The organism is Amphritea sp. (assembly GCF_048266285.1).
GTDB lineage: Bacteria > Pseudomonadota > Gammaproteobacteria > Pseudomonadales > Balneatricaceae > Amphritea.
Window position 1 is genome coordinate 1 of the sequence record NZ_JBLWZV010000007.1, and the last position, 21,500, is coordinate 21,500.

17 protein-coding genes are annotated in these 21,500 nt (G+C 48.4%); 4 read left to right on the top strand and 13 right to left on the bottom strand.

Features of this window, described 5'->3' with window-relative positions:
• From ACN0T0_RS10000 to ACN0T0_RS10015, 4 genes are all read right to left on the bottom strand, one after another.
• Positions 1 to 165, bottom strand: a 165-nt coding sequence (locus ACN0T0_RS10000; protein WP_417225964.1) for a transposase, incomplete at its 3' end; no start/stop codon positions are given.
• Between the two features lie 168 nt (positions 166 to 333).
• The gene (locus ACN0T0_RS10005; RefSeq protein ID WP_417225632.1) at positions 334 to 1,452 is read right to left on the bottom strand and encodes a tyrosine-type recombinase/integrase; all 1,119 of its coding nucleotides are present in this window, start codon (positions 1,450 to 1,452) and stop codon (positions 334 to 336) included.
• Positions 1,453 to 1,541: 89 nt separating this feature from the next.
• Positions 1,542 to 2,690 carry a hypothetical protein gene (locus ACN0T0_RS10010; protein WP_417225634.1) on the bottom strand — a complete coding sequence of 383 codons (1,149 nt, stop codon included), beginning with the start codon at positions 2,688 to 2,690 and terminating at the stop codon, positions 1,542 to 1,544.
• A 935-nt stretch (positions 2,691 to 3,625) separates the two neighbouring features.
• On the bottom strand, positions 3,626 to 4,348 hold the full coding sequence (locus ACN0T0_RS10015) for an outer membrane protein (protein WP_417225636.1): 723 nt from the start codon (positions 4,346 to 4,348) through the stop codon (positions 3,626 to 3,628).
• A 104-nt stretch (positions 4,349 to 4,452) separates the two neighbouring features.
• On the opposite strand from ACN0T0_RS10015, the gene ACN0T0_RS10020 reads away from it, so the two are divergent.
• Entirely contained in the window at positions 4,453 to 5,361 is a 909-nt protein-coding gene (locus ACN0T0_RS10020; RefSeq protein ID WP_417225638.1) for a LysR substrate-binding domain-containing protein, read from the top strand.
• Between the two features lie 91 nt (positions 5,362 to 5,452).
• Here ACN0T0_RS10020 and ACN0T0_RS10025 read toward each other — a convergent pair whose 3' ends face one another.
• Together ACN0T0_RS10025 and ACN0T0_RS10030 are read right to left on the bottom strand one after the other, a co-directional pair.
• Positions 5,453 to 5,635, bottom strand: a complete 183-nt coding sequence (locus tag ACN0T0_RS10025; protein ID WP_417225640.1) for a hypothetical protein — start codon at positions 5,633 to 5,635, stop codon at positions 5,453 to 5,455.
• Positions 5,636 to 5,867: 232 nt separating this feature from the next.
• On the bottom strand, positions 5,868 to 6,698 hold the full coding sequence (locus tag ACN0T0_RS10030; protein WP_417225642.1) for a phytanoyl-CoA dioxygenase family protein: 831 nt from the start codon (positions 6,696 to 6,698) through the stop codon (positions 5,868 to 5,870).
• Between the two features lie 83 nt (positions 6,699 to 6,781).
• Between ACN0T0_RS10030 and ACN0T0_RS10035 the strand changes: the two genes are divergently transcribed.
• Positions 6,782 to 7,699, top strand: coding sequence for a LysR family transcriptional regulator (locus ACN0T0_RS10035; protein WP_417225644.1), 918 nt, complete (start codon positions 6,782 to 6,784; stop codon positions 7,697 to 7,699).
• Positions 7,700 to 7,719: 20 nt separating this feature from the next.
• Here the strand turns inward: ACN0T0_RS10035 and ACN0T0_RS10040 are convergent, their stop codons facing one another.
• The 5 genes from ACN0T0_RS10040 to ACN0T0_RS10060 all read right to left on the bottom strand — a co-directional run bounded on the left by ACN0T0_RS10040 (position 7,720) and on the right by ACN0T0_RS10060 (position 15,790).
• Positions 7,720 to 8,319, bottom strand: coding sequence for a dimethylsulfonioproprionate lyase family protein (locus tag ACN0T0_RS10040; protein ID WP_417225646.1), 600 nt, complete (start codon positions 8,317 to 8,319; stop codon positions 7,720 to 7,722).
• Positions 8,320 to 8,526: a hypothetical protein gene (locus tag ACN0T0_RS10045; protein ID WP_417225648.1), complete on the bottom strand. Its 207-nt coding sequence runs from the start codon at positions 8,524 to 8,526 to the stop codon at positions 8,320 to 8,322.
• Positions 8,523 to 10,730 (bottom strand): EAL domain-containing protein, encoded by a 2,208-nt coding sequence (locus ACN0T0_RS10050; protein WP_417225650.1) that lies wholly within the window; start codon positions 10,728 to 10,730, stop codon positions 8,523 to 8,525. The genes ACN0T0_RS10045 and ACN0T0_RS10050 overlap by 4 nt, the downstream gene beginning before the upstream one ends.
• Positions 10,727 to 11,692 (bottom strand): diguanylate cyclase, encoded by a 966-nt coding sequence (locus ACN0T0_RS10055; RefSeq protein ID WP_417225652.1) that lies wholly within the window; start codon positions 11,690 to 11,692, stop codon positions 10,727 to 10,729. The genes ACN0T0_RS10050 and ACN0T0_RS10055 overlap by 4 nt, the downstream gene beginning before the upstream one ends.
• A 117-nt stretch (positions 11,693 to 11,809) precedes the next feature.
• Positions 11,810 to 15,790, bottom strand: coding sequence for a CHASE domain-containing protein (locus ACN0T0_RS10060; RefSeq protein ID WP_417225654.1), 3,981 nt, complete (start codon positions 15,788 to 15,790; stop codon positions 11,810 to 11,812).
• Between the two features lie 272 nt (positions 15,791 to 16,062).
• On the opposite strand from ACN0T0_RS10060, the gene ACN0T0_RS10065 reads away from it, so the two are divergent.
• Positions 16,063 to 17,727 (top strand): formate--tetrahydrofolate ligase, encoded by a 1,665-nt coding sequence (locus tag ACN0T0_RS10065; RefSeq protein ID WP_417225655.1) that lies wholly within the window; start codon positions 16,063 to 16,065, stop codon positions 17,725 to 17,727.
• Between the two features lie 177 nt (positions 17,728 to 17,904).
• Positions 17,905 to 19,521, top strand: a complete 1,617-nt coding sequence (locus ACN0T0_RS10070; RefSeq protein ID WP_417225657.1) for an NAD(P)/FAD-dependent oxidoreductase — start codon at positions 17,905 to 17,907, stop codon at positions 19,519 to 19,521.
• A 76-nt stretch (positions 19,522 to 19,597) separates the two neighbouring features.
• Here ACN0T0_RS10070 and ACN0T0_RS10075 read toward each other — a convergent pair whose 3' ends face one another.
• Together ACN0T0_RS10075 and ACN0T0_RS10080 are read right to left on the bottom strand one after the other, a co-directional pair.
• A complete protein-coding gene (locus ACN0T0_RS10075) occupies positions 19,598 to 21,052 on the bottom strand; it encodes an NAD-dependent succinate-semialdehyde dehydrogenase (RefSeq protein WP_417225659.1) in 1,455 nt (484 codons plus the stop codon).
• Positions 21,053 to 21,061: 9 nt separating this feature from the next.
• A complete protein-coding gene (locus tag ACN0T0_RS10080) occupies positions 21,062 to 21,499 on the bottom strand; it encodes an acyl-CoA thioesterase (protein WP_417225661.1) in 438 nt (145 codons plus the stop codon).
• Between the last annotated feature and the right edge of the window lies 1 nt (position 21,500).

Consider the following 21,500-nt stretch of genomic DNA (forward strand, 5'->3'; position numbering starts at 1 on the left):
CTCGTTCCGAAACTCTCTAATCCAGTTCGACAACATATTTGCGTTGATGTCATATTCACGCGCAATCGCCGCCTTAGACTCAGGGCCTGTAATCGCTTCATGAACTATCTTGAGTTTCAGTTCGGGGGGATATCGACGTCGTGGCGGTAGTGTGGATTTATGCATGTTACGTTCCCATCTATTTTTAAATGGGAACTTCGCATCTCACTTATTTTCAAGCAACGTGTGAACAGTCCACGCTTACCAATAAATGACTGATGCAACCAGATGAAATTGAAAAGAATGAGAACTGACAGCCATCTAATCGCACTTCCAGTTCTCAACCTATGTGGATTAAACCAGACTAGCGATGGAGTGTAGTTCTGAGCTAGCGATATGGGCATATCTACGTGTTGAGACATGTGACCGATGCCCGAGTAGCTCCCCAATGTGATACAAGGTGACCGCTCCTTTTCCTTCCTTGAGAACCCGAGTACTGAAATCATGTCTAAGGTCGTGAATATGGAAGTCTTCTCCCTGAAGGCCGATCACCGTCAGTAGGCGCTGAAAAGTGGACCTAGGATGCCCTATAGGCTTGATACCATCCTTCTGGCGGAATACGTACCCATCGTTACCGTGAAGGATTTGTTGCTCTTTGAGGGTCGCTATAACCTCATCAGAGAGATAGATAGTTCGCGCGTAACCGTTTTTTGCTCGTGGTACCCGGATTGTTTTCTGGTCGAAGTTGATCGAGCTGAAGAGGAGATATTGCAACTCTCCAAGCCTGGCTCCTGTCTTCTTCAGGCAAATGAGAAGGTTGGATGCTTCTACATTTATGTCCTGAGCAGCTGCTTTATCAAACTGCTGGCTCTGAATGTCAGTAAAATACGCTATCCGCTCGTTATTCTCTTTCAACACCTTGATTCCCTTAACCGGCGATACATCAAGATAGCCTTCTTCCACTGCGAGTCTAAAAACACAGCTCAGCAATGAGCGATGTTTATTCCGGGTAGCAGTCTTAACATCAAGCTGACCCAGGTAAGCCTCAATGTCCTCGCGAGGAATTTTATCCAGAGGTTTGCCACCCAGAAAAGACTTTAGGTGAGTCTCATATTTAGATACATCACTAGCCCAGCTGCGCTTGGATTCTTTAGCTTTTGGTAGGTAAACCTTATAGAAAAAATCATGGAATAATTGAGAAGCGTTAGTCTTTTTCGCACAATAAATCCCAGTCACAACCTGATTATAGAGCGTACTTGCATGAGCTATAGCCTGTTGGTAATTTAACAGAGCAAACGGAGCGATCTTGATCTTATAGTGCTTTTTCTTATGCGAGCAGTCTAAGTACCACGTTTTACTCTTTGATCCGACATACAGCGACAACGCAGGAAACGTCGTACAGCGATACTCAATCCGACCCTTGTTGCATGTAAGAGCTTCCATAGCGCGTTTAGTTTTAGGCAAAGTGGGCATGAATAACCTCCTATTGATAGAAGGTTATTCATGGTATGCATATAAATTCTTAGAGCAAAAGGTTTAATGAGGATTTGCCCAAATATTCATTAGTTTCTAGGTAGAAAGCTTTCGTCAATATAACTCTTAAGTCTAATGTTATCTGCTGAAAGTAGGTCATATGGCATATGTTCTAACAAATAATCAGGCTGAAACAAGTCATTAACAAGTGAAATAATAGTAGATCGCTCCATCTTCAAGTTGTATTTTCCCAAAACGATTTCAAGATCAGCAGCTAGAGAATACTGTGGTTTTGGGTTATCGCGAGTCTGTAGATGAATCCAAGCTTTTATGACTACATTCCTCATAAATGTTCTGTATTGCTTTAGTTGAGCCCCTTTGTCACCTTTCCTTACCTTAGATAATATGAAATCATCAAATGTTTGGAGCTTAATTTTAGATTCTACTAATTCTTGCTTAGCTTCTACTTCCCACTTTTCTTTATTTTCTAAAAGCTTATTAGCTTTGGCAAGACTCACTACCCAGTACAGGAAAACCAATTTAAAGATATCTTTGCTCGATAGTTGAGTTTTTTCAGATGCTAATAGAGGTTCTATTTCATAGAAAACATAAGAGACCGCAAAATCATAAGGTTTGATGCTTCTCGATGCCAAAGGGTGAGCTAATTTAGAAAAGTTATTTTTTTTGTGAAGTAAAACAACAGTACTCATCCATTCTTCTGCAAAAATAGCAGCTTCATTGACGACAACATCTACATTCATAACTTCCGAGTTCTCATCGCCGAGCCATCTTAGAAATTGATTACGGGCTTTAGGGTACTCATTCCCTTTAGATTCATTTAAATGCTTATGAAGAGCAGGGGTTTTAGCGTATAAATAACGTTCGAAGATATCATTAATTATAATTTTTTTTCTAGGCTCATCTTGAATAAATGTAGGATATGACAAAAGAGATCCTTGCCGGGCCTTTGTCTGCTTACTAATCAGCTTTGACGCTTCAGTCTTAATATATTCACAATAATCCTGGAATGCATCGAGCTGATTTAATGCAGGTAGCAAATGCCAGCTAGATCTAGTGTTGTCTAAGAAGTGAAGGCTCTCTTCTAGGTCATTAAAATCTGACAAATCCAGACTACCAGTTAAGACTTTGATTAAGGCGATATCATGGTCATCTGAATCATTTGGATCATTTGGATCACCTATATGAAGCTGGAACCCTTTTCCCTTTTTATCTCCCATAATCAAATCTCATTTTTCAGCTAAAACAGAAGAATATTTATGAAGGAGAAAAATCAAAACTGCAAAGCATCTCTACTCATATTGAGACATTAGATCTAAAGCGTCGACCAGAGCTCTGGTCGCTCTCTGGTCATCGCAGCGGGAATGAAGGTCTATCTATAGGAAACTTCATGCAAAATCCCTGTGTACAGATCACCAAGAAAAGCCAGCCCCTGCTAGCAATGTGTAGCGATAAGTAACTATCGGATAGATCTGTGAAAGGGATTGAAAATCCTCGTGTCCTTGGTTCGATTCCGAGTCCGGGCACCATTTATTTAGTTAAAAGAGCCTCACTCATCTTGTAAAAAGAGAGCTGGGGCTTTTTTGCGTCTGGACTACCGCAGCTCGGAACACGAACCTGGTTCGATTATTCGTTGCTACGCCCCTTCATAACTATGAACAATAATCCCCATGGGGAAACTTCTCGCTAGGCTCTAGCGCTCAACGTTTTGCTTAAGTAGAGTGGGCCTGACAGGCAACTTGTGACCGCTATCGGTCGTGACTTTAAACTTAGGCGCTCAACACTGGTCTTTTTGAATGCTGCCCGCCAGTTATAAAGCTGCGACTCATCAATACCGAGCGCTTTGGCTGCTGAACGACACTGCTTTTGGCTGCGAGCTTTAGAGCTTCTGACTTGAACGATGGAGCGTATTGCCGACGTTTGCCCCTGGATGTCATTGTTTACCGAGCTAAGCGATTTTACTCGTTTAACTCGGTGTTCAAAATGCTGGGGCGGATCAATATAGAGAATACGGGCATACGATAAAAGTAAGTTGCGCTGCAATAAATTAGCTTATCGGGTAACTGGATATTAACCACAGAGCCGCCAACCCGGGAATAATCTCTAAAGGCTAATTTAAATAGCCCTTATGTCTTAATAGTCATCGTTATCTATCTTAGAAATTTACACGTACACCCACGGCAACTTCATGACTTGCGAGATCATCGATCTTAAAACCGTCAGTAAATGAATCCTGCCCAGTGCTTACATCGCCGAATGTGGCATATTGGTATTCACCATAAATGGAAGCCTGTTTGGTTAATGCATAACTGCCACCTACACCCACATTCCAGGTGAATTCAGTGTTATCACCATTTTTATAGTTATCATAATAACCATCGGCTACACCATCAAACGGATCGAATGCAGCAACACCCGCTCCGCCAAGACGTGCTGAGTAGCGGTTCTTAGATACGCCCACGCCAGCTTTAACGTAAGGCGTGAACTGAGATTCATTAGAGAAGTCATAAAAAACTTCTACAGTAAGGGTTGTGCTTTTGACGTCACCGTTGAGTATATATTCTTCACCAGCGCGACTACCGGTGCCGACCTTCCTGTCGTCAAAGTCACTTTCGTGGTAGCCGATACGCCCTTCAACACGCAGCTGCTCATTGAACTGATAACCGATACCCACCTCGCCTGCTATACCGCTGCCTGCATCAAATGATCCAGGAAAATCAGCATCAGAGGCAACATTGTTTCCGTAGGGTGTTGAGTCATTCGCCTGTTGATTGGTGCCGAGTTGTGCCGTCGCATAAAAGCCTTGTGCCAGCACTAATGAAGGAGTGGCTAATATTATTGCAATCGCTGAAGCAAACTTCTTACCTGTATGGTTCATCATTTCCCCTCTTAATTCTCTTAATTGATGTAGAAAGTAGGGCGAGTATGACGCAAACTACCAGAACCGATAAGCTCACTAATTTAGAATAGATTGGTCTGATTATGAGTACAATTGATTTCACCAACTTGCGCCTGCTGGCTGTGTTTGCCACTGTTGTCGAGCTAGGCAGCTTTGCCGCAGCGGCTCGTAAACTCAACACCAGCCGCTCAAGAGTGAGTGAACAGATCGCCAGTCTGGAAACAGTGCTAGCCGTGCGGCTCTTACAGCGCTCAACCCGCAAACTCACGGTCACATCCGAGGGTCGTAATGTTTATGAGCAGGCACAACTACTGCCGGATATTCTACAAAAAGTGGAATCCATAACCCACACCGAAATCCCTAGCGGGCGCGTCGCCATTACGATGAATCACGACACAGCACATAAGTATATTTTACCGGTGCTGGCGGATTTTCAGGCACAGTACCCTGAGGTATATCTGGATTTTATTCTAAGCGATGACACCTTAGACTTTATTGATGACCAGATTGATCTGGGTATTAGGATTGGTACCACAATAGATGATTCACTTATTGCCCGCCCCCTTCACGAAGAAAAGCTGGCCTTGTTCGCCAGCTCGTCTTATCTGGCGCAGGCAGGGACACCAGTCACAGTAGAGGATCTGGAAAACTGCCGCTGGGTGACTCTCATGCAAACCAACTTTAATGGTTCATTACGCCTGTGGGAAAATGGTGCGCCGTTGGAAATAAGACCGAAGGATTTTTACCGCTGCAATGCACCGCTGATGATGCAGCAAATGGTAGCCAACGGCATGGGGATTTGCGCACTGTTTCCATCGATGGTGCAGCAGGAAGTAAATAATAAACAGCTGATTAATGTGATGCCATCGGTAAGAAGTGACACGCTTACATTGGCTCTGGTATACCCCTCGCGCCGCCAGATTCCACAACGAACGCGGGTGGTAATTGATTATTTGCTAGCGGCGGACATGTTTACTTTAAAAGAACCCTGAACGACTTTTCAGAAGATTTTCCATGACCAATAGGGCTAAGAATGATCGTCAGGATTTTATCTAAAAAGCACCCATTTATATTGGAAAAAGGTTACACATAATCGCACCAGATTTTGTGAAACAGACCATGGAGATGATAGGCATAGAGAGCAGAAGCGACATCCCCGCAGCAGACATCGCCAAAGAGTGGTAATGCACCGTCCGCGATAACGAAGAGCATCTCTCCACAGAAGATACCGAGAAAAGCGATAATCATTGCTGCTTTCGGTGCCACCTGATACCCCATATCGCTACTGGAAGCAGCTCCCACTGTACCTACTAACACTATAGAGCAATTGATCGCTTGGTCTGTTCGTTAATGATCGATACCTCAAAAGAGCATGTGCCTTCCTTCATCAGAAGGACGACAGAGTCTTAAAGTCGAAAAAACGAAACAACCTTACTAGGGGAGCAAGCTTCTTGTCGAAGACAGATAAAACAACTTACTTATCTTCGACCGCCGCATCCTAGGCCTTATAGAACTCAGGAAAGATCGCATTATCCGCAGGATAGCTACCGGGACTCACGCGAACCTCCTCAGGATTAACACTCGGATCGGTGCCGGGTCTTGGATCCCAGATAGCACCATCGCCCAACCAGCGGGTTGAGAGGGCCATGCGATCCTGAGTAGTCGATTGGTTACCCGGTGCGCCATGCAGGGTCCAGGCGGAGAATAGCAAGGCATCCCCGGGCTGAAGATCAAAGCCGATAATATCGAAATCATCCCGGGCCGCTTCGATATCGGGACATGGAACACCCTCACCGGTACCGGTCCAGCTGTTCTTATCTGCACCTGAGGTACCGAAAGCTTGCGGCAGATAAAATAGGTCGTTTTGTTGCGAGCCTCGAACAAACTCTAAACCACTGCCCGCTACCGTCACCGGCGTTAGCGCTAACCATATTGAGGCGATCTGCTTACCTCTAAACGGCCAGTAAGGTACGTCCTGATGCCAAGGCGTCGGAATCGCTGTTTCAGCTTTCTTAATCAGTAGATGATCAAAATAGAAACGAGCGCTCTGGCTCTGCATCGCTTGGGCCGCGAGACGGGCGCAACCGGAATCTTTGGCATATTGATAGATAAGATCATGGGAGCGCCACAGGTAACGGTCGGTAAACATCCGTCCTTTTTCGGCTCCGGGGTTAGCATCGTTACAGAGTTTGCCGGGGTTTTCGAGTTGCTGTTGGCCGAAGGCGAGCAGTTTGGTAATCCATTCCGGGTCAACTGCATTACGAACACACACCACCCCCTCCTGTTGATACAGGCGGATCTCTTCTGCACTTAGGTTTCGCTCTATCATGTCGGTTTCCTCTTATAGTTATTGTTGATCCGACTATAGCGTTATCATTAGTATTGATTAAGTCGATAAACTTGATATCTATTATGGAAAAATTTGATTATAGCTCGCTAAGTTTCAAAAGCCTTAACACTCTCAAGCAGATTTATGAGCAAGGCTCTCTCACCGCAGCAGCCATAGAGTTAGGACAGAACCAACCCACCGTAAGCTATACGCTGGAACAGCTGCGTGTCGCACTGCAGGACCCGCTATTTGTCCGTTCTGGCCGTGGGGTAGCGCCCACCCAACACTGTCACCAGATCATGCCGGAGATTGAGCACTTACTCAGCGGGATGACGGCGCTATTGCAGCCAAAAGACTTTGATCCCGCCGACGCCTCACTAGAAGTCACTATCTCCTGTAACCAATATGAACTACAGGTCATCGTGCCTCGTCTCGTCCAACGGTTAAATCGAATAGCGCCGAATATTCGTATGACATTTATTCAATCGCAGGTAAATGGCCATCAGCAACTGCAACGTGGTCAGTGCGACCTGCTGCTATCCCCGGTGGTACGGGATTACGAAGCACTCTATCGGCGGGTGCTATTTAAAGATCGTTATGTGTGCTTAATGTCCACCACACATCCATTGGCTCAGCAATCACTGACGAGGGCAGATTATCTCGAGGCTAAGCATGTAGAAATTCGTTATGAGGGGGGCTGGAAACCCTTTTATCTAAATACACCCGAGTTGCAGGGGGCTACGTTGAACATTGCCCTTGGCCTACCGAGTGTCGCTAATATTGTGTCTATCATCGCCAATACCGACCTACTACTGACACTACCGGAACGCTTAGCGCAACTCATCGGTGACTCAATGGCGATCAAAGACCCACCCTTTAAGAGCGATTTTGAAGTTTGCCTTTACTGGAATAAAATAACTCACCATTCCAAGGCCCATCAATGGCTACGTGAACAGATTATTAACCTCATCTCGAATGAAATCATCCACGCCCCGGACTAACGATTAAGCAAAATGAACGTTTAGTGCTTCAAGCACCAGAGCGCCAAGAGCGGCGTATCGACTGAGCGCATCGCATGAACAATATGGGATGGGTTGTAAACATAGCCACCGATGCCCGGCGACCACCAGAAATCATCTGCTTGACGCCAAAGACCGTGGCTCAAGACGAGATAGATCTCTTCGGGCAGATGGTGGTGATCGGGATAAGTTAGACCCGGTCGCATTAAACTGATCCCAACCGTTATATCATCTCGCCTCTCAAGTCCGCGAGGGCCAATAATCTCGGCATTGATATGACCGGCCATAAAGTCAGGATGCTGCGGGGAGGAACGCTGAAACCAAAAGAGAAGATCAGCGAGCGAAAAGCACGCTTGAGCTAACGAGCGCAGCTGAGGTGGCAACTGAGGAATAGTGGCACCAAGCTGGTGACGTAAATCATACAGTTCAACCTGCGGTGAAATTTGCATAGATGGTAGGGATAGCACTCCCTGCTCTGCCAGCCGCTGACGGATCACTTCGGCGGCTTTGAGCTCCGGCCCAGCCAGCTCAGTCGTTTTTAACAACCCCCTTAGCTGAGTGCGAATATCATGCAAGACCGCCACAACATCGCCAGATTCCATCTACTTGTTAGCCGTTTCGATCTTTTTAATATAGGCCTCCATTGAGGCTAAATTAAGCTGATCCACCTGACTCTGAATCTGCATTTTAACATTGGCTTTGGCTTCGCTTGAATAAAGACGATACAGGGTAAAATTAACCCCCAGTGATAATACAAACAGCAGCGTAATCACGATCAACGCGTCCAGATGGAGTTCAAACTTCTTCAATGTTTATCCTTTTCTAAGCAGGGTTCAATGCGCTTAAGCCATTCGCTCGCCGGCTCAGGTATCGAGAATAGATACCCCTGCATCAACGGCCTGCCGTTCTGACGGAGATATTCCGCCTGCTCTTCGGTTTCCACCCCTTCGGCGACAACGCTTAGGTCAAAGCGCGAAGCAATTTGCTGGATGACATTAACCAGCTCGGCATCACCCGCATCATTGAGCATATCGCGGATAAAACTCTGATCAATCTTGAGTTCAGCTAACGGCAGGCTTTTCAGGTAAAAGAGGCTGGAATAACCGGTGCCGAAGTCATCAATAGAAAAGCTGACTCCCGAATCGGCTAGTGCAATCATCTTACCAACCACTCGATCGATATTATCCAACATGGTGCTCTCAGTAACTTCAATCACTAACTGAGCCGGATTGGCGTTATAGCGCTGCAAACACTGCTGTGTGTAATCAACAAAATCATCACACTGAAAGCACCGCGAGCTGACATTAACCGACATTTTCAGGGCGGGATGACTATCCCGAAGCCCGCCTAACAGCGCCGATACTTGATCGATCATCCAACGGTCGATCTGTACAATGAGATCAGACCCTTCTGCCAGCGGAATAAACATCGCCGGACTGATCAAACCATCATCAGGATGTTCCCAGCGCACCAGGGCTTCTGCGCCATGTAAGCGGCCATCGGAGCACACCTGTGATTGTAGATAGACTCGCAGCTGATCATTTTGAATCCCCAGACGTAAGCGATGTTCGTCGGTAAGCCGTTGCTCAATTCGCTCCCCCATACTGGATTCAAAGAAAACCGCCGGACCACCATCACTGCCCGCACTTTTAGCCCGAAAATAAGCGGTTTCAGCCCGACTAATCACCGATGTTACCGCTTCATCAGGCGCATCCGGATAGATCGCTACACCAACCGCCGCACGTAACTGGAATAGATCATTTTCAATAGCACTGGAAAAACGCACCACCAATTGCTGAATCGCATCCGCCTGCTGATGTGCCGCATCAATGGCTAACGCCGAGCTGCTGTGCACCTGAGGCAGCAACAACGCAAACTGATCACCTTCGAGACGGGCTAGAGAGTTACCATCGGTTATATAATCCTGTAGCTCTTTAGATAGGTCATGCAAGATTTTATCACCCAGCGCCGAACCTCGGGTGACGCAGAGATCGCTAAACCGCTGCAAACCAAACACAAGCAACGAGCCTAAACCTTCTTGACGACTGGTACTGCCCATTAATTGCGACAATCGATCGGTAAACAATAGACGGTTTGGCAGCGAAGTTAACGGGTCATGCCAGGTCAGAAAATCCATCCGCTGCTGCACTTCCCGCAACTGGGTAATATCACTAAACACGCCGATATAACACTTGATCCGGCCATCATCATCAAGCACGGCACTGATAGTCAGTAATTCCAGAAATAACTCACCACTTTTCTTCTTGTTCCAGACCTCCCCCGTCCAATGGCCGGTGCTTTTAATGGACTTCCACATCTCGCTATAGAAAGTCTGATCATGCCGGCCAGAGCGCAACATCCGGGGAGGCAGCCCGATGACTTCAGCTTCGCTATAACCAGACACCTGCGTAAAAGCATTGTTGACGGCGATAATATTGCCCTTGATGTCGGTAATCATTACACCATCATTGGTGCTTTCAAATACCTGAGAGAACAGCTTCTGACGTTCTCGCACCTCAGCTAATTCAGTGGAATACGTTAGCATCTTCTCATGTTGCTGTTGCAACAATGAAAGCTTGTCACTCAACCGCTGGTTGGCCTCTTCTAACTGTCTGACCAAGCTTTTTAGCTTCAGATGCGTATTCACCCGAGCCCTCACCACCGAGGTGGTAAAAGGTTTAGTAATGTAATCCACAGCCCCCAGTTTTAAGCCATATTCCTCTGCCGTCACATCGCTTTTAGCCGTGACAAAGATAACCGGAATACTGCTGGTTGAGCTATGACTCTGAAGTAGCTTGCACACTTCATAACCGTCCATACCGGGCATCATGACATCCAGTAAAATCAGATCGGGTCTTTCTTTCTCATGCACCAATGACAACGCTGACGGGCCATCGGTGGCAATCATAATATCGAAGTCATCCTTGAGGGATTGAGCCAATACATGGATATTGCTAGGGACGTCATCAACCATCAGCAATAAAGGCTTTGCGCTCGAGCACCGGCTACTCATTGGGACTCCCTTGTCTCTTTAGTGAAGCAAACCCGGTCTCGACCGGTCTCTTTAGCTTTATACAGCTGTTTATCAGCCAGCATAAACAGCGATTCTGGAGACTGGTTTTTATGGGGATAAACACATGCAACACCAATACTCACAGTGACTCTATCACGCAGAGCATCCGGTGCGTGTGGAATATTCAGCTCACGAATATGCGTCATCACTTTTTCCGCCAGCTCCATTGCCCCTGGTAACGGTGTTTCAGGAAGCAATAGCGCGAACTCTTCTCCGCCATAACGAGTCAGTTGATCCGAGGCACGACCAATCACTTGGTTTAACCTCATGGCTATACGTTGCAGACAATCGTCTCCTTCCCGGTGGCCAAAAAAATCGTTGTACAATTTGAATTGATCGATATCTACGATCAGCATGGATAAACAACTACCTTTACGTTGTAGCCGCCGCCACTCCGCTTCAAGAATTAAGTCATAGGCGCGACGATTACCAACGCCGGTAAGGGCGTCAATAAGGGTACGCTGTTCGAGCATATCGGTGCGCCGTTTTAGCTCAAGATGAGTATGCACCCGGGCCAACAAAATGGGCGCCGAGATCGGTTTGTGGATAAAATCTACCGCTCCTAGCTTAAGCCCTTTTAATTCATCGACTTCATCACTTAAGGCCGTCACAAAGATCACCGGAATATTGCGGGTTTCATTGTTCTCCTTAATTTCACGACAAAAGCTGAAGCCGTCAACCTCAGGCATCATCACATCCAATAGCAGAATATCGGGAATCTGCTTACGTAACACTTCCCTTGCCTCAGCGACATTTCGAGCGATCAATACTTCATAGTGAGGCGTCAACAAGTCGCCCATCAGCCTTAGGTTTGTCAATTCATCATCGACGACCAATACTTTAGCGGGAGAGTCTCCCCGGCTTTGCTGTTGATACCCTGCCTGAATAAAAGCTTTGACCATGTAATTACTCAACCAATTCGCTGCAAAGGTGTGACTTTAGAATAACAATTCGACGTGAAATGCCCACTTTATCAGGCCCCATTCTGTTTACCAAGCGATTGATTTAGCATGACTTCGTTAAGCGTCCTTTCTCTTCTCAGTATCGCCTTTAGACCAATGCTGTTTAAGAATTTTCTGCGCTGTAGGGTAATCAAAGCCGTCAATTGCTCGAATCAATCCTGATAGCCAGTCGACATCACTAAAATGTTTATATGATTCTAGTTTAGTCATCAACTCAGAAGACACCAGTCGGTGCCGCTCGACCAGGTCAACAACCTGCAATAATGACTGTTCTAACTCCGCGGCATCCGCCTCATTCAGGAGACAGGTCTGCTTCACTTCAGTTTGTTTCAGGTAGGGCTGCAAACACTCAAGAGTCGCGTTGATCGCTTGTTGTAACTGTTCTAACTCAGCCGCATCCGCACGGTTCTGATTCTGCACCTGCTGCTCAAGCCTTGCGGCCTCTTGATGCAGCGGCAACGCCTCAACATTGGCGGCAATGCCCTTTAAGGAATGCAGTGTCTGCTGTAACAAACTCAATGAGGTTCCTGCGACCACTGAGGGTAATAGCTGGGCATCCAGCTTACGCAAGTCATCGTTGAACGCTTGTAACAACCGCTGAAACGATGCTTGATCGCCGCCCAAGCGCTGCTGCAGTTTAGCAAAATCAATCCATGGAGTAGTGCCGTCATCACTCGATGTTTGCTCATCTAGGCCTTCAGCCATCGTAGCCGGCTCGCCTGCACAGAGATAACGTTGCAGCATGGCTTCCAGTGTTTTTAACTCAATCGGTTTAACGATATAACCATCCATCCCCGCCTCTTGAGAAGCTCTCTTGTCCTCATCCAGCACCGCGGCGGTCATCGCTATAATAGGGAGGTGCTGCCCGTCGGGCTCTGTCGCACGATAACGCTTAGTCGCCTCAAAACCATTGATATGCGGCATCTGTAGATCCATCAAGACCAGATCCAACGGCTGCGCCGCTATTAGCCTCAATGCTTCCTCACCATTATTTGCCAGTAAAACCTCGACGCCCAGCTTTTGTAATAGAGCCTTGGCTACCATGCGATTGGATGCCTGATCGTCCACCAGCAAAACCTTTTTACCCTTCAGGACCAACGTGGTTAAGGGCTGTTTAACCAGATGTTGAGGCTCACCACGTAAACTACGCTGCACCGCATTATAAAGACGCCGTGGGGTTACCGGTTTAATCAATACGGCATCCGGCTGGGTCGTATTACCAATCAGCTCGGCGGCGCTCTCATTCGCATTGATCATAAGCAAGACATGATGTCGCTCGCCCCGTTGCGCGAGTTCAGCGGACAACGCTGGCCAATGGCTGCGACTGCTGCTATCAAAGATAATCAGGTCGGCTTGTCGCAACTCAGGTGAACTCAACCCTTCCTCCTCGCTACTAACGGCAGTAACCGATGCCCCCAGCGATGTGAGCAGTGCCCCTGTGACCCTCTGACCGGTTGGTTGCGCATCGACTAATAGCACGGACACCTTAGCCAAATCACCTTCAAGTAAGCGCTCACTCTCAGCAACACGCCCTACCAAAGCGCTAAAGCTAAATTCACTGCCCTGCCCAAACGTGCTGCTCGCCTCAATGCTACCCCCCATCAGCTCCGCCAACGAACGACAAATCGCCAAACCTAAACCCGTACCGCCATATTTACGTGTGGTTGACGCATCCAGCTGTGAGAACGATTCAAACAGTGAGTGGATCTGACCTTCCGGCATCCCAAGGCCTGTGTCGCTGACTCGGAAACGCAACCGAATCTGATCTACCTCGCTGACAGCCTCAACCGCCACCACAATCTCCCCCTGCTCGGTAAACTTGACCGCATTACCAACCAGGTTATTGAGTATCTGTCCCAGCCTCAAAGGATCGCCAATCACCCGGGCAGGCAAGTGCGCCGGCATATCAAGATAGAGACGCAAGCCCTGTTCGTGAGCATCGATGGCAAATAGATCAATAGAGCGGCTCACCACCTCTTCTAAGGAGAACTCGACATGCTCTAGCTCAAGCCGGTCGGCATCCATTTTAGAATAATCAAGAATATCGTTAAGCAGGCTCAGTAGTGCTCGGGACGCATTAAACATACGCATAATATAATCCCGCGCAGTATCCGGCAGATCAAACTCAGTCAACAGCTGACTCAGGCCGACTATAGCGTTCATCGGGGTGCGAATTTCATGGCTCATATTGGCAACAAATTCACTCTTCGCCAAACTCACCGCTTCCGCTTGGCGGCGTGCCTCTTCGAGTATTTCAGAGGCTTTCGCTCGCTCAGTCACATCCACCACCGCGACGATAATCACCTCTTTATCCTGATAGATGATGGGACGGGCGGTCAGCTCGACACGAATCTCACTACCATCTTTTTTACGATGGATTGACTCACGCGAGAAATGCGACGCACTTAGGGATTGCAAGGTACTGCCATCTGTCACCAGATCGGTGAGTTTCAGACGCAAAAACGCTTCCCGCGCATAACCATAGTGGATCTCAGCCGCATGATTGATCATTAAAAAGCGGCCGCTGGCTCGATCCAGCAACATCATCGGCACCGGCGCTAACTCAAACACTTCGTGATAGCGGCGTTCACTGGCTTTCAACGCCTCTTCAGCCTGCTGACGCCGGGTGATATCGATAATAATCGACATGATCAGAGTCCGATGCGCCATGTCTATCTTGCCGTTACGAAGCTCAACAATACGCTTTTCACCGTTCGCTAACCGGTGGGTCTGGCGTATCAATTTTTTATGCCCGCCATGAGTATCCATTCGCTGCGAGCTCAAACCCGCCAACGTCATACCTTTGAAGGTATCGATGTCATAACCATAAAATTCTCGCGCCGCTAAATTAGCATCAAAGATTGTGCCATCTTGCGGATCACTCAACAGCATGGCGACTCCCGCATTACTGAATAGCAAACGGTGGCGTTCTTCACTCACACTCAGCTCATCGGTCATCTCCCGCGCCAGGCGCTGCGCCGCTTTTTGTGAAAACGAAAGGTTCGCCACAATAAAAAACAGTAATAAACTGACCACCAAACCACAGACTAAAACAATCGTGGGCTGACTGGCTTCAACGCTGGAGAGATAATCCGAACGGCTATAGAGATAAATACTCCAATGATGCCCGCCCACATCCAGCACATAGAGATCACTGAAGGCAGGGTCATGTCCCGGTGTCCCGTATAGGGGTTTAGCATAGGGAACGTTGTTGTAAAGAATATGCTCTGCCGAAGCTTCTTGTCCGTCATAGATTTCAAAATCGATACCTTCCTGATTAGACCCCAGCACACCGCGCATCAAATCACCCATACGAAAAGCACTGTAGACATAACCCAGCAAGGCACTACGACGCTGCTCTATCGTTCCCACCGGAGCATCTCGACGGTACAGCGGGTAATACATCAGAAAGCCATACTGAACATCTTTATCGGTTTCCTGCACCAACGTCACACGACCTGATACCGCCGCTTTACTGGTATCCCGGGCAATATTCATTGCCGAACGACGGGTCGGCTCCGAGTACATATCAAAGCCAAAAGCGCGCTGATTACGCCAATCAAATGGCTCTAGATAAACGATCGCACTATAGAGATCTCGCTCGCCTAAAGGCCTGATGTGATAATCAGGAAAACCTTCCGCTTGGATTTCAGCCTCATGCGAAAGCAGTTCCTCCGGCGCAACCATCCGCGCATACCCTAGCCCTTGGATACCGGGAAAGTGATCCTGTAAATTAAGCGTATTGGTAAAGGTGTGCCAGTCTTCTCGACTCACATCACTGGAAGCATTAAATAAACCGATACCACCACGCAGCGCCACCACATACTCATTCATGCGCTGCTCTATCGCTTTACGTACATCCAAAGTCTGAAACTTGAAACGTTCACCCACCCGTTGCTCAATAGCACTATCGGAGACGTACCAAGCCAGCCCCGTCAAGATCAATGAGATCGCCAAAACCACCCAAGCAATCGTTGGCCGGTGTTCTAAAAACTGACGAATACTGATGCCGTATTTCGTTGAATAGGCTTCTGGCATAGATACTGACTCCGGGGCAGGCTGCGCGCCCTTTAATTACACGATAAAAATGCCTAATACCTAGTCTACCCTTAGATATCAACAGGCCCGACTACACGTCTGTCATCATTAAGATTAGATCACATTAACCAGTTAGCCATTAACTCGGATGATCTCAGATTAAATCGAAATACTGAAGCCTTAAGTTATCCCGTTATTATGCGCAAATATTGACGTCATTAGTCTTTAGAACCATCTTTAATAAGTGTCCACAGGATAACCTAGGAGGCTCTATGGCGAGCGATGTTGAGATTGCACTTCAGTTCACCCCTCAGCCGATTGCTGACATTAGCGCTAAACTAGGTATTGATCCGCATCACCTTTATCCTTATGGCCGCGATATTGCCAAAATCGACCTGCAGGCGCTCACCCATAACAACCGCCAACCCGGCAAACTGATACTGGTCTCGGCCACCACACCCACCCCGTCCGGCGAAGGCAAAACCACCACAACCATCGGCCTAGCGCAGGCATTTACGCTACTAAATGAATCCGTCTGCATGGCCTTACGTGAGCCATCCCTAGGCCCATGTTTAGGGATGAAAGGCGGTGCCACCGGCGGTGGTTATAGCCAAATCATGCCGGCCGATAGAATCAATTTACACTTTACTGGCGATTTTCATGCTATCACCAGCGCCAACAATCTCTTATCTGCCGCGCTGGATAACCATATCTATCAAGGTAATGAGCTAACCATCGATCCTAGGCAGATTGTCTGGCGACGGGTAATGGACATGAACGATCGTAGCCTGCGCAATATCGTTTTGGGTCTCGGCGGAAAACTTCAAGGAATCCCCCGAGAAGGCGGCTTCGATATTACCGCCGCCTCCGAAGTCATGGCCATGCTTTGCCTGGCCGAAGATGCCGCCGACCTGCAACAACGGCTCGACCGTACCCTGATTGCTTATACCTATACTGGCGAACCCGTCTATGCCCGACAACTCCACATTACCGGTGCCATGATGGCGCTACTAAGAGATGCACTCCAACCAAATCTAGTGCAGAGTTTTGAAGGCACCCCGGCCTTTGTCCATGGCGGTCCGTTTGCCAATATCGCCCATGGTTGTAACAGCCTGATCGCCACCCGCATGGCGATGCAATACGCCGACTGGACAATCACCGAAGCCGGTTTTGGTTTTGACCTAGGGGCCGAGAAATTTTTCGATATCAAATGCCGCGCTGCGAATCTCGACCCAGATGCAGTCGTATTGGTCACCACGGTCAGAGCGTTAAAAATGCATGGCGGTAAAGCCAAAGACCAACTGGCAAGCGAAGATCTTAGCGCAGTAAAAAAAGGATTAAGTAATCTAGATAAACATATCGAGAGTGTCGCAATTTTCAATAAAAAGCCGGTTGTGGCACTCAACCGCTTTGCCACCGATACTGATCGGGAAATCGAGATTATACGCACCCGCTGTACGACACTCGGGGTCACATTTGCCGTCACCACTCACCATGCCGATGGTGGTCAAGGAGCGCTTGAGCTAGCCCGAGCAGTCATCGCCTCAGTGCCACAGAACAAGCCCTTTAAACCCCTCTATTCTTTCGATCTCAGCGTAATGGAAAAAGTGCGCATAGTTTGCCGGCAGATGTATGGTGCCGATGACGTCGCTTTCACCAAAGAGGCGGCAAAAGACCTCCAACTAGTGCAACAGCTAGGACTGAGCCATCTACCGATCTGTATTGCTAAAGCCCCGAGTTCCTTATCTGACGATCCTAGCCTGCGAGGCCGACCACGGGACTTTGAAGTCACCGTCCGGGCTATTCAGATCAATGCCGGTGCCGGTTTCTTGGTGATTCTAACCGGTGATATCCTGCGTATGCCTGGATTACCGAAAATACCCGCCGCCAATAATATGCGTCTACGTGACAACGGTGTGATCGAAGGCTTGGAATAAACCAACCGCGCGATACTTGCAGACGGATAGCTATCCCGAGGCCCGTCATCCCGACACGCAACTCGCCCTATCAAACTGTTCGGCAACGGCGCTAAAAATACAGTAAAATGCCAGCTTTACTATAGCTAAGTAACCCTGAGCCGTTTGCCGCGCTCGTTAATACCGGATTTTTATCAAATGATACGTGTTTCAAATATTAAACTGCCCCTTGATCATGATGAGCAGGCCCTCACCAATGCCATTTTAACGACCCTCGATATTACCGCTGACCAATTGACTGCCGTTGAGATCCGCCGGCGTGGTTACGATGCACGTAAAAAGAACACCATCTTTCTGATCTATACTCTAGATATCGACACCACCATTAACGATGCGTTACTGGCTAAGCATGTAGGCAATCAATCAATCCGTCTAACGCCGGATATGGAGTACAAATTTGTTGCTCAGGCGCCCACCGACCTACAAGAGCGGCCACTGGTGATCGGCTTTGGTCCCTGTGGTCTGCTAACCGGACTGGTATTGGCTCAGATGGGCTATAAGCCATTGATTATTGAGCGAGGCAAAGCAGTACGCGAGCGCACCAAAGATACCTTTGGCTTCTGGCGACAGAAGAAACTCAACCCTGAATCCAACGTCCAGTTTGGTGAGGGCGGAGCAGGCACCTTTTCCGATGGCAAACTATCGACACAGATTAAAGACCCCAAGCAGTATGGCCGCAAAGTGCTAACCGAGTTCGTTGAAGCCGGTGCGCCAGAAGAGATCATGTATGTTAGTAAACCCCATATCGGTACTTTTCGACTAGTATCCATGGTCGAAAAAATGCGCGCCAAGATCATCGAGATGGGCGGCGAGATCCGCTTCAGCGCCCGGGTGGATGATCTCCATATCGAAGACGGACAGCTAACCGGTGTCACCCTCGCCAACGGTGAAGTCATCCATTCAAAACATGTCGCCCTCGCGATCGGCCATAGCGCCCGAGATACTTTTCAGATGCTGCTCGATAAGGGTGTCTATATGGAAGCCAAACCGTTCTCGGTGGGCTTTCGTATCGAGCACGAACAATCACTGATCGACCGCGCCCGCTTCGGCAAAAACGCCGGCCACCCCATTTTAGGAGCGGCGGATTACAAGCTGGTACATCACTGTAAGAGCGGCCGTTCGGTCTATAGTTTCTGTATGTGCCCAGGGGGGACCGTAGTCGCAGCCTCTTCTGAAGAGGGCCGCGTAGTAACCAACGGCATGAGCCAATATTCTCGCCAAGAACGTAATGCCAACAGCGCCATTGTGGTCGGTATCGACCCGTCAGATTATCCCGGCAACCCATTAGCCGGCATGGATTTTCAGCGGCAACTAGAAAGCAATGCCTATCTAATGGGCGGCGAAAATTACGATGCCCCAGCGCAAAAAGTAGGCGATTTCCTCAAAGGGAAATCCTCAGAAGCGCTCGGTGATGTGCAGCCCTCATTCAAGCCCGGCATAAAATTGACCGACCTATCAAAGGCACTGCCGGACTTCTGTATCGAAGCCATTCGCGAAGCGATCCCCGAGTTTAATAAACAGATTAAAGGCTTCGCCAAGGATGATGCCCTACTGACCGGCGTCGAAACCCGCACCTCCTCGCCCGTATCCATTAAACGCGGCTACGATATGCAAAGTATTAACACCCGAGGCTTATACCCAGCCGGTGAAGGAGCAGGTTATGCCGGCGGCATTATGTCGGCAGCCATCGATGGTATCAAAATCGCCGAAGCGATCGCCATGAGTATCAATGCGCAGCAAGCTTCTCAGTCTTAACTGAGTCGGAAGCATAAAAAGCCCCTGTCACAGGGGCTAATAGGTCCAACAACGTCAAGCAACCATTAAAGCCTGCTCAATTACCTCCCATACAGAGATACTTCAGTTCGACATAGTCATCGATACCGTACTTCGAGCCTTCACGCCCTAAACCCGACTCTTTAACGCCGCCAAAGGGCGCTACTTCAGTTGAAATCAGGCCTTCGTTTATCCCGACCATGCCATACTCCAACGCTTCAGATACGCGCCAGATTCGGCCGATATCGCGGGCATAAAAATATGCCGCCAAGCCAAAGGGTGTATCGTTCGCCATCTCAATCACTTCGCTTTCTAAAGTAAACGGAATCAGCGTGGCCACGGGGCCAAAGATCTCTACCTGAGCAATCCTCATCGAGTTATCCACATGGCTCAGTATGGTAGGTCGATAACCATTAGCAACACCAGCAAACGGCTCACCACCGGTCACCACTTTAGCCCCATTTGCCAGCGCATCGGCAACTAAGTCCTGCACTTTATTAAGCGCCCGAGCGTCGATTAACGGACCAATTAGTACTCCCTCAGCAAAACCATCGCCAACCGTTAGCGCATCAACGGCCAAGGCAAACTTTTCCACAAAGGCATCATAAACACCCGCCTGTACAAAGATGCGGTTGGTACAGACACAGGTTTGTCCGGCATTGCGAAACTTCGACACAATAGCGCCCACCACGGCGGCATCTAGATCGGCATCATCAAAGACAATAAAGGGCGCATTGCCACCCAATTCGAGAGAGACCTTTTTAACATTCGCGGCACACTGTTCAGCTAACAGTTTTCCGACCGGTGTCGAGCCGGTAAATGAAAGCTTACGCACCCGCGAGTCGGCACACAAAACCCGCCCCACCGCCGGTGCATCGGTCGAGGTAACAACATTGAACACGCCATCGGGAAAACCCGCAAGTTGTGCTAATTTAGCCAGCGCTAACGCCGATAATGGGGTTAGTTCGGACGGTTTAATCACCACTGGGCAGCCGGCCGCTAGTGCTGGCGCGACCTTACGGGTAATCATGGCGATCGGAAAATTCCACGGGGTGATCGCGGCTGCGACACCAATCGACTGTTTAACTACCAATAAACGTTTATCTCGCCCATGACCGGGAATTATATCGCCATAGAGCCGCTTGGCTTCTTCGGCAAACCACTCAACAAACGATGCCCCATACACCACTTCACCACGGGCTTCGCTGAGGGGTTTCCCCTGTTCGGTGGTCATCAGTGTGGCGAGATCATCTTGTGCGGCAATGATCAGATCAAACCAACGACGCAACACGGCGCTACGCTCTTTGCCGGTTCGAGCACGCCAATCCGCCCAAGCATTATTCGCCATCCCAATCGCCTCGGCAACATCCTCAGCATCCAAATCCGCCACAGCGGCAATCGCTTCACCACTGGCCGGATTGTAAACGGTGAACTGTCTGCCTCGCTGGGCATCACACCACTGACCATTGATAAACGATTGATGTTGCAGTAAATCAGCGTTATTTAATTGCATAAAACCACCCTAAACTGAAATTTTTTCTAACGCTGCCCGCAGCGGAGCCGGCAACGCGACAGGCCGTTGGCTGGCGCGATCAACATACACATGAATAAAGTGTCCCTGAGCCGATGGTTTATCCTGCCCCTCAAGAAACAGACCGATCTCATAACGCACAGAGCTATTCCCCAACCGAGTCACCGCCACCCCGGCAATCACATCGGCGGGAAACGCCACACTGCTAAAATAGTTACACTGAGTTTCCACCACTAGGCCAATAACCTCGCTATGGTAGATATCCAAGACCCCTTGATCGATCAGATATTTATTCACCGCCGTATCGAAATAACTGTAATACTGCACGTTGTTTACATGACCATAGACATCGTTATCCATCCAGCGAGTCGGAATGGTAATCATATGTGGATAATCACTACGGCTTTCTAACTTCGTTAAATCAGACATG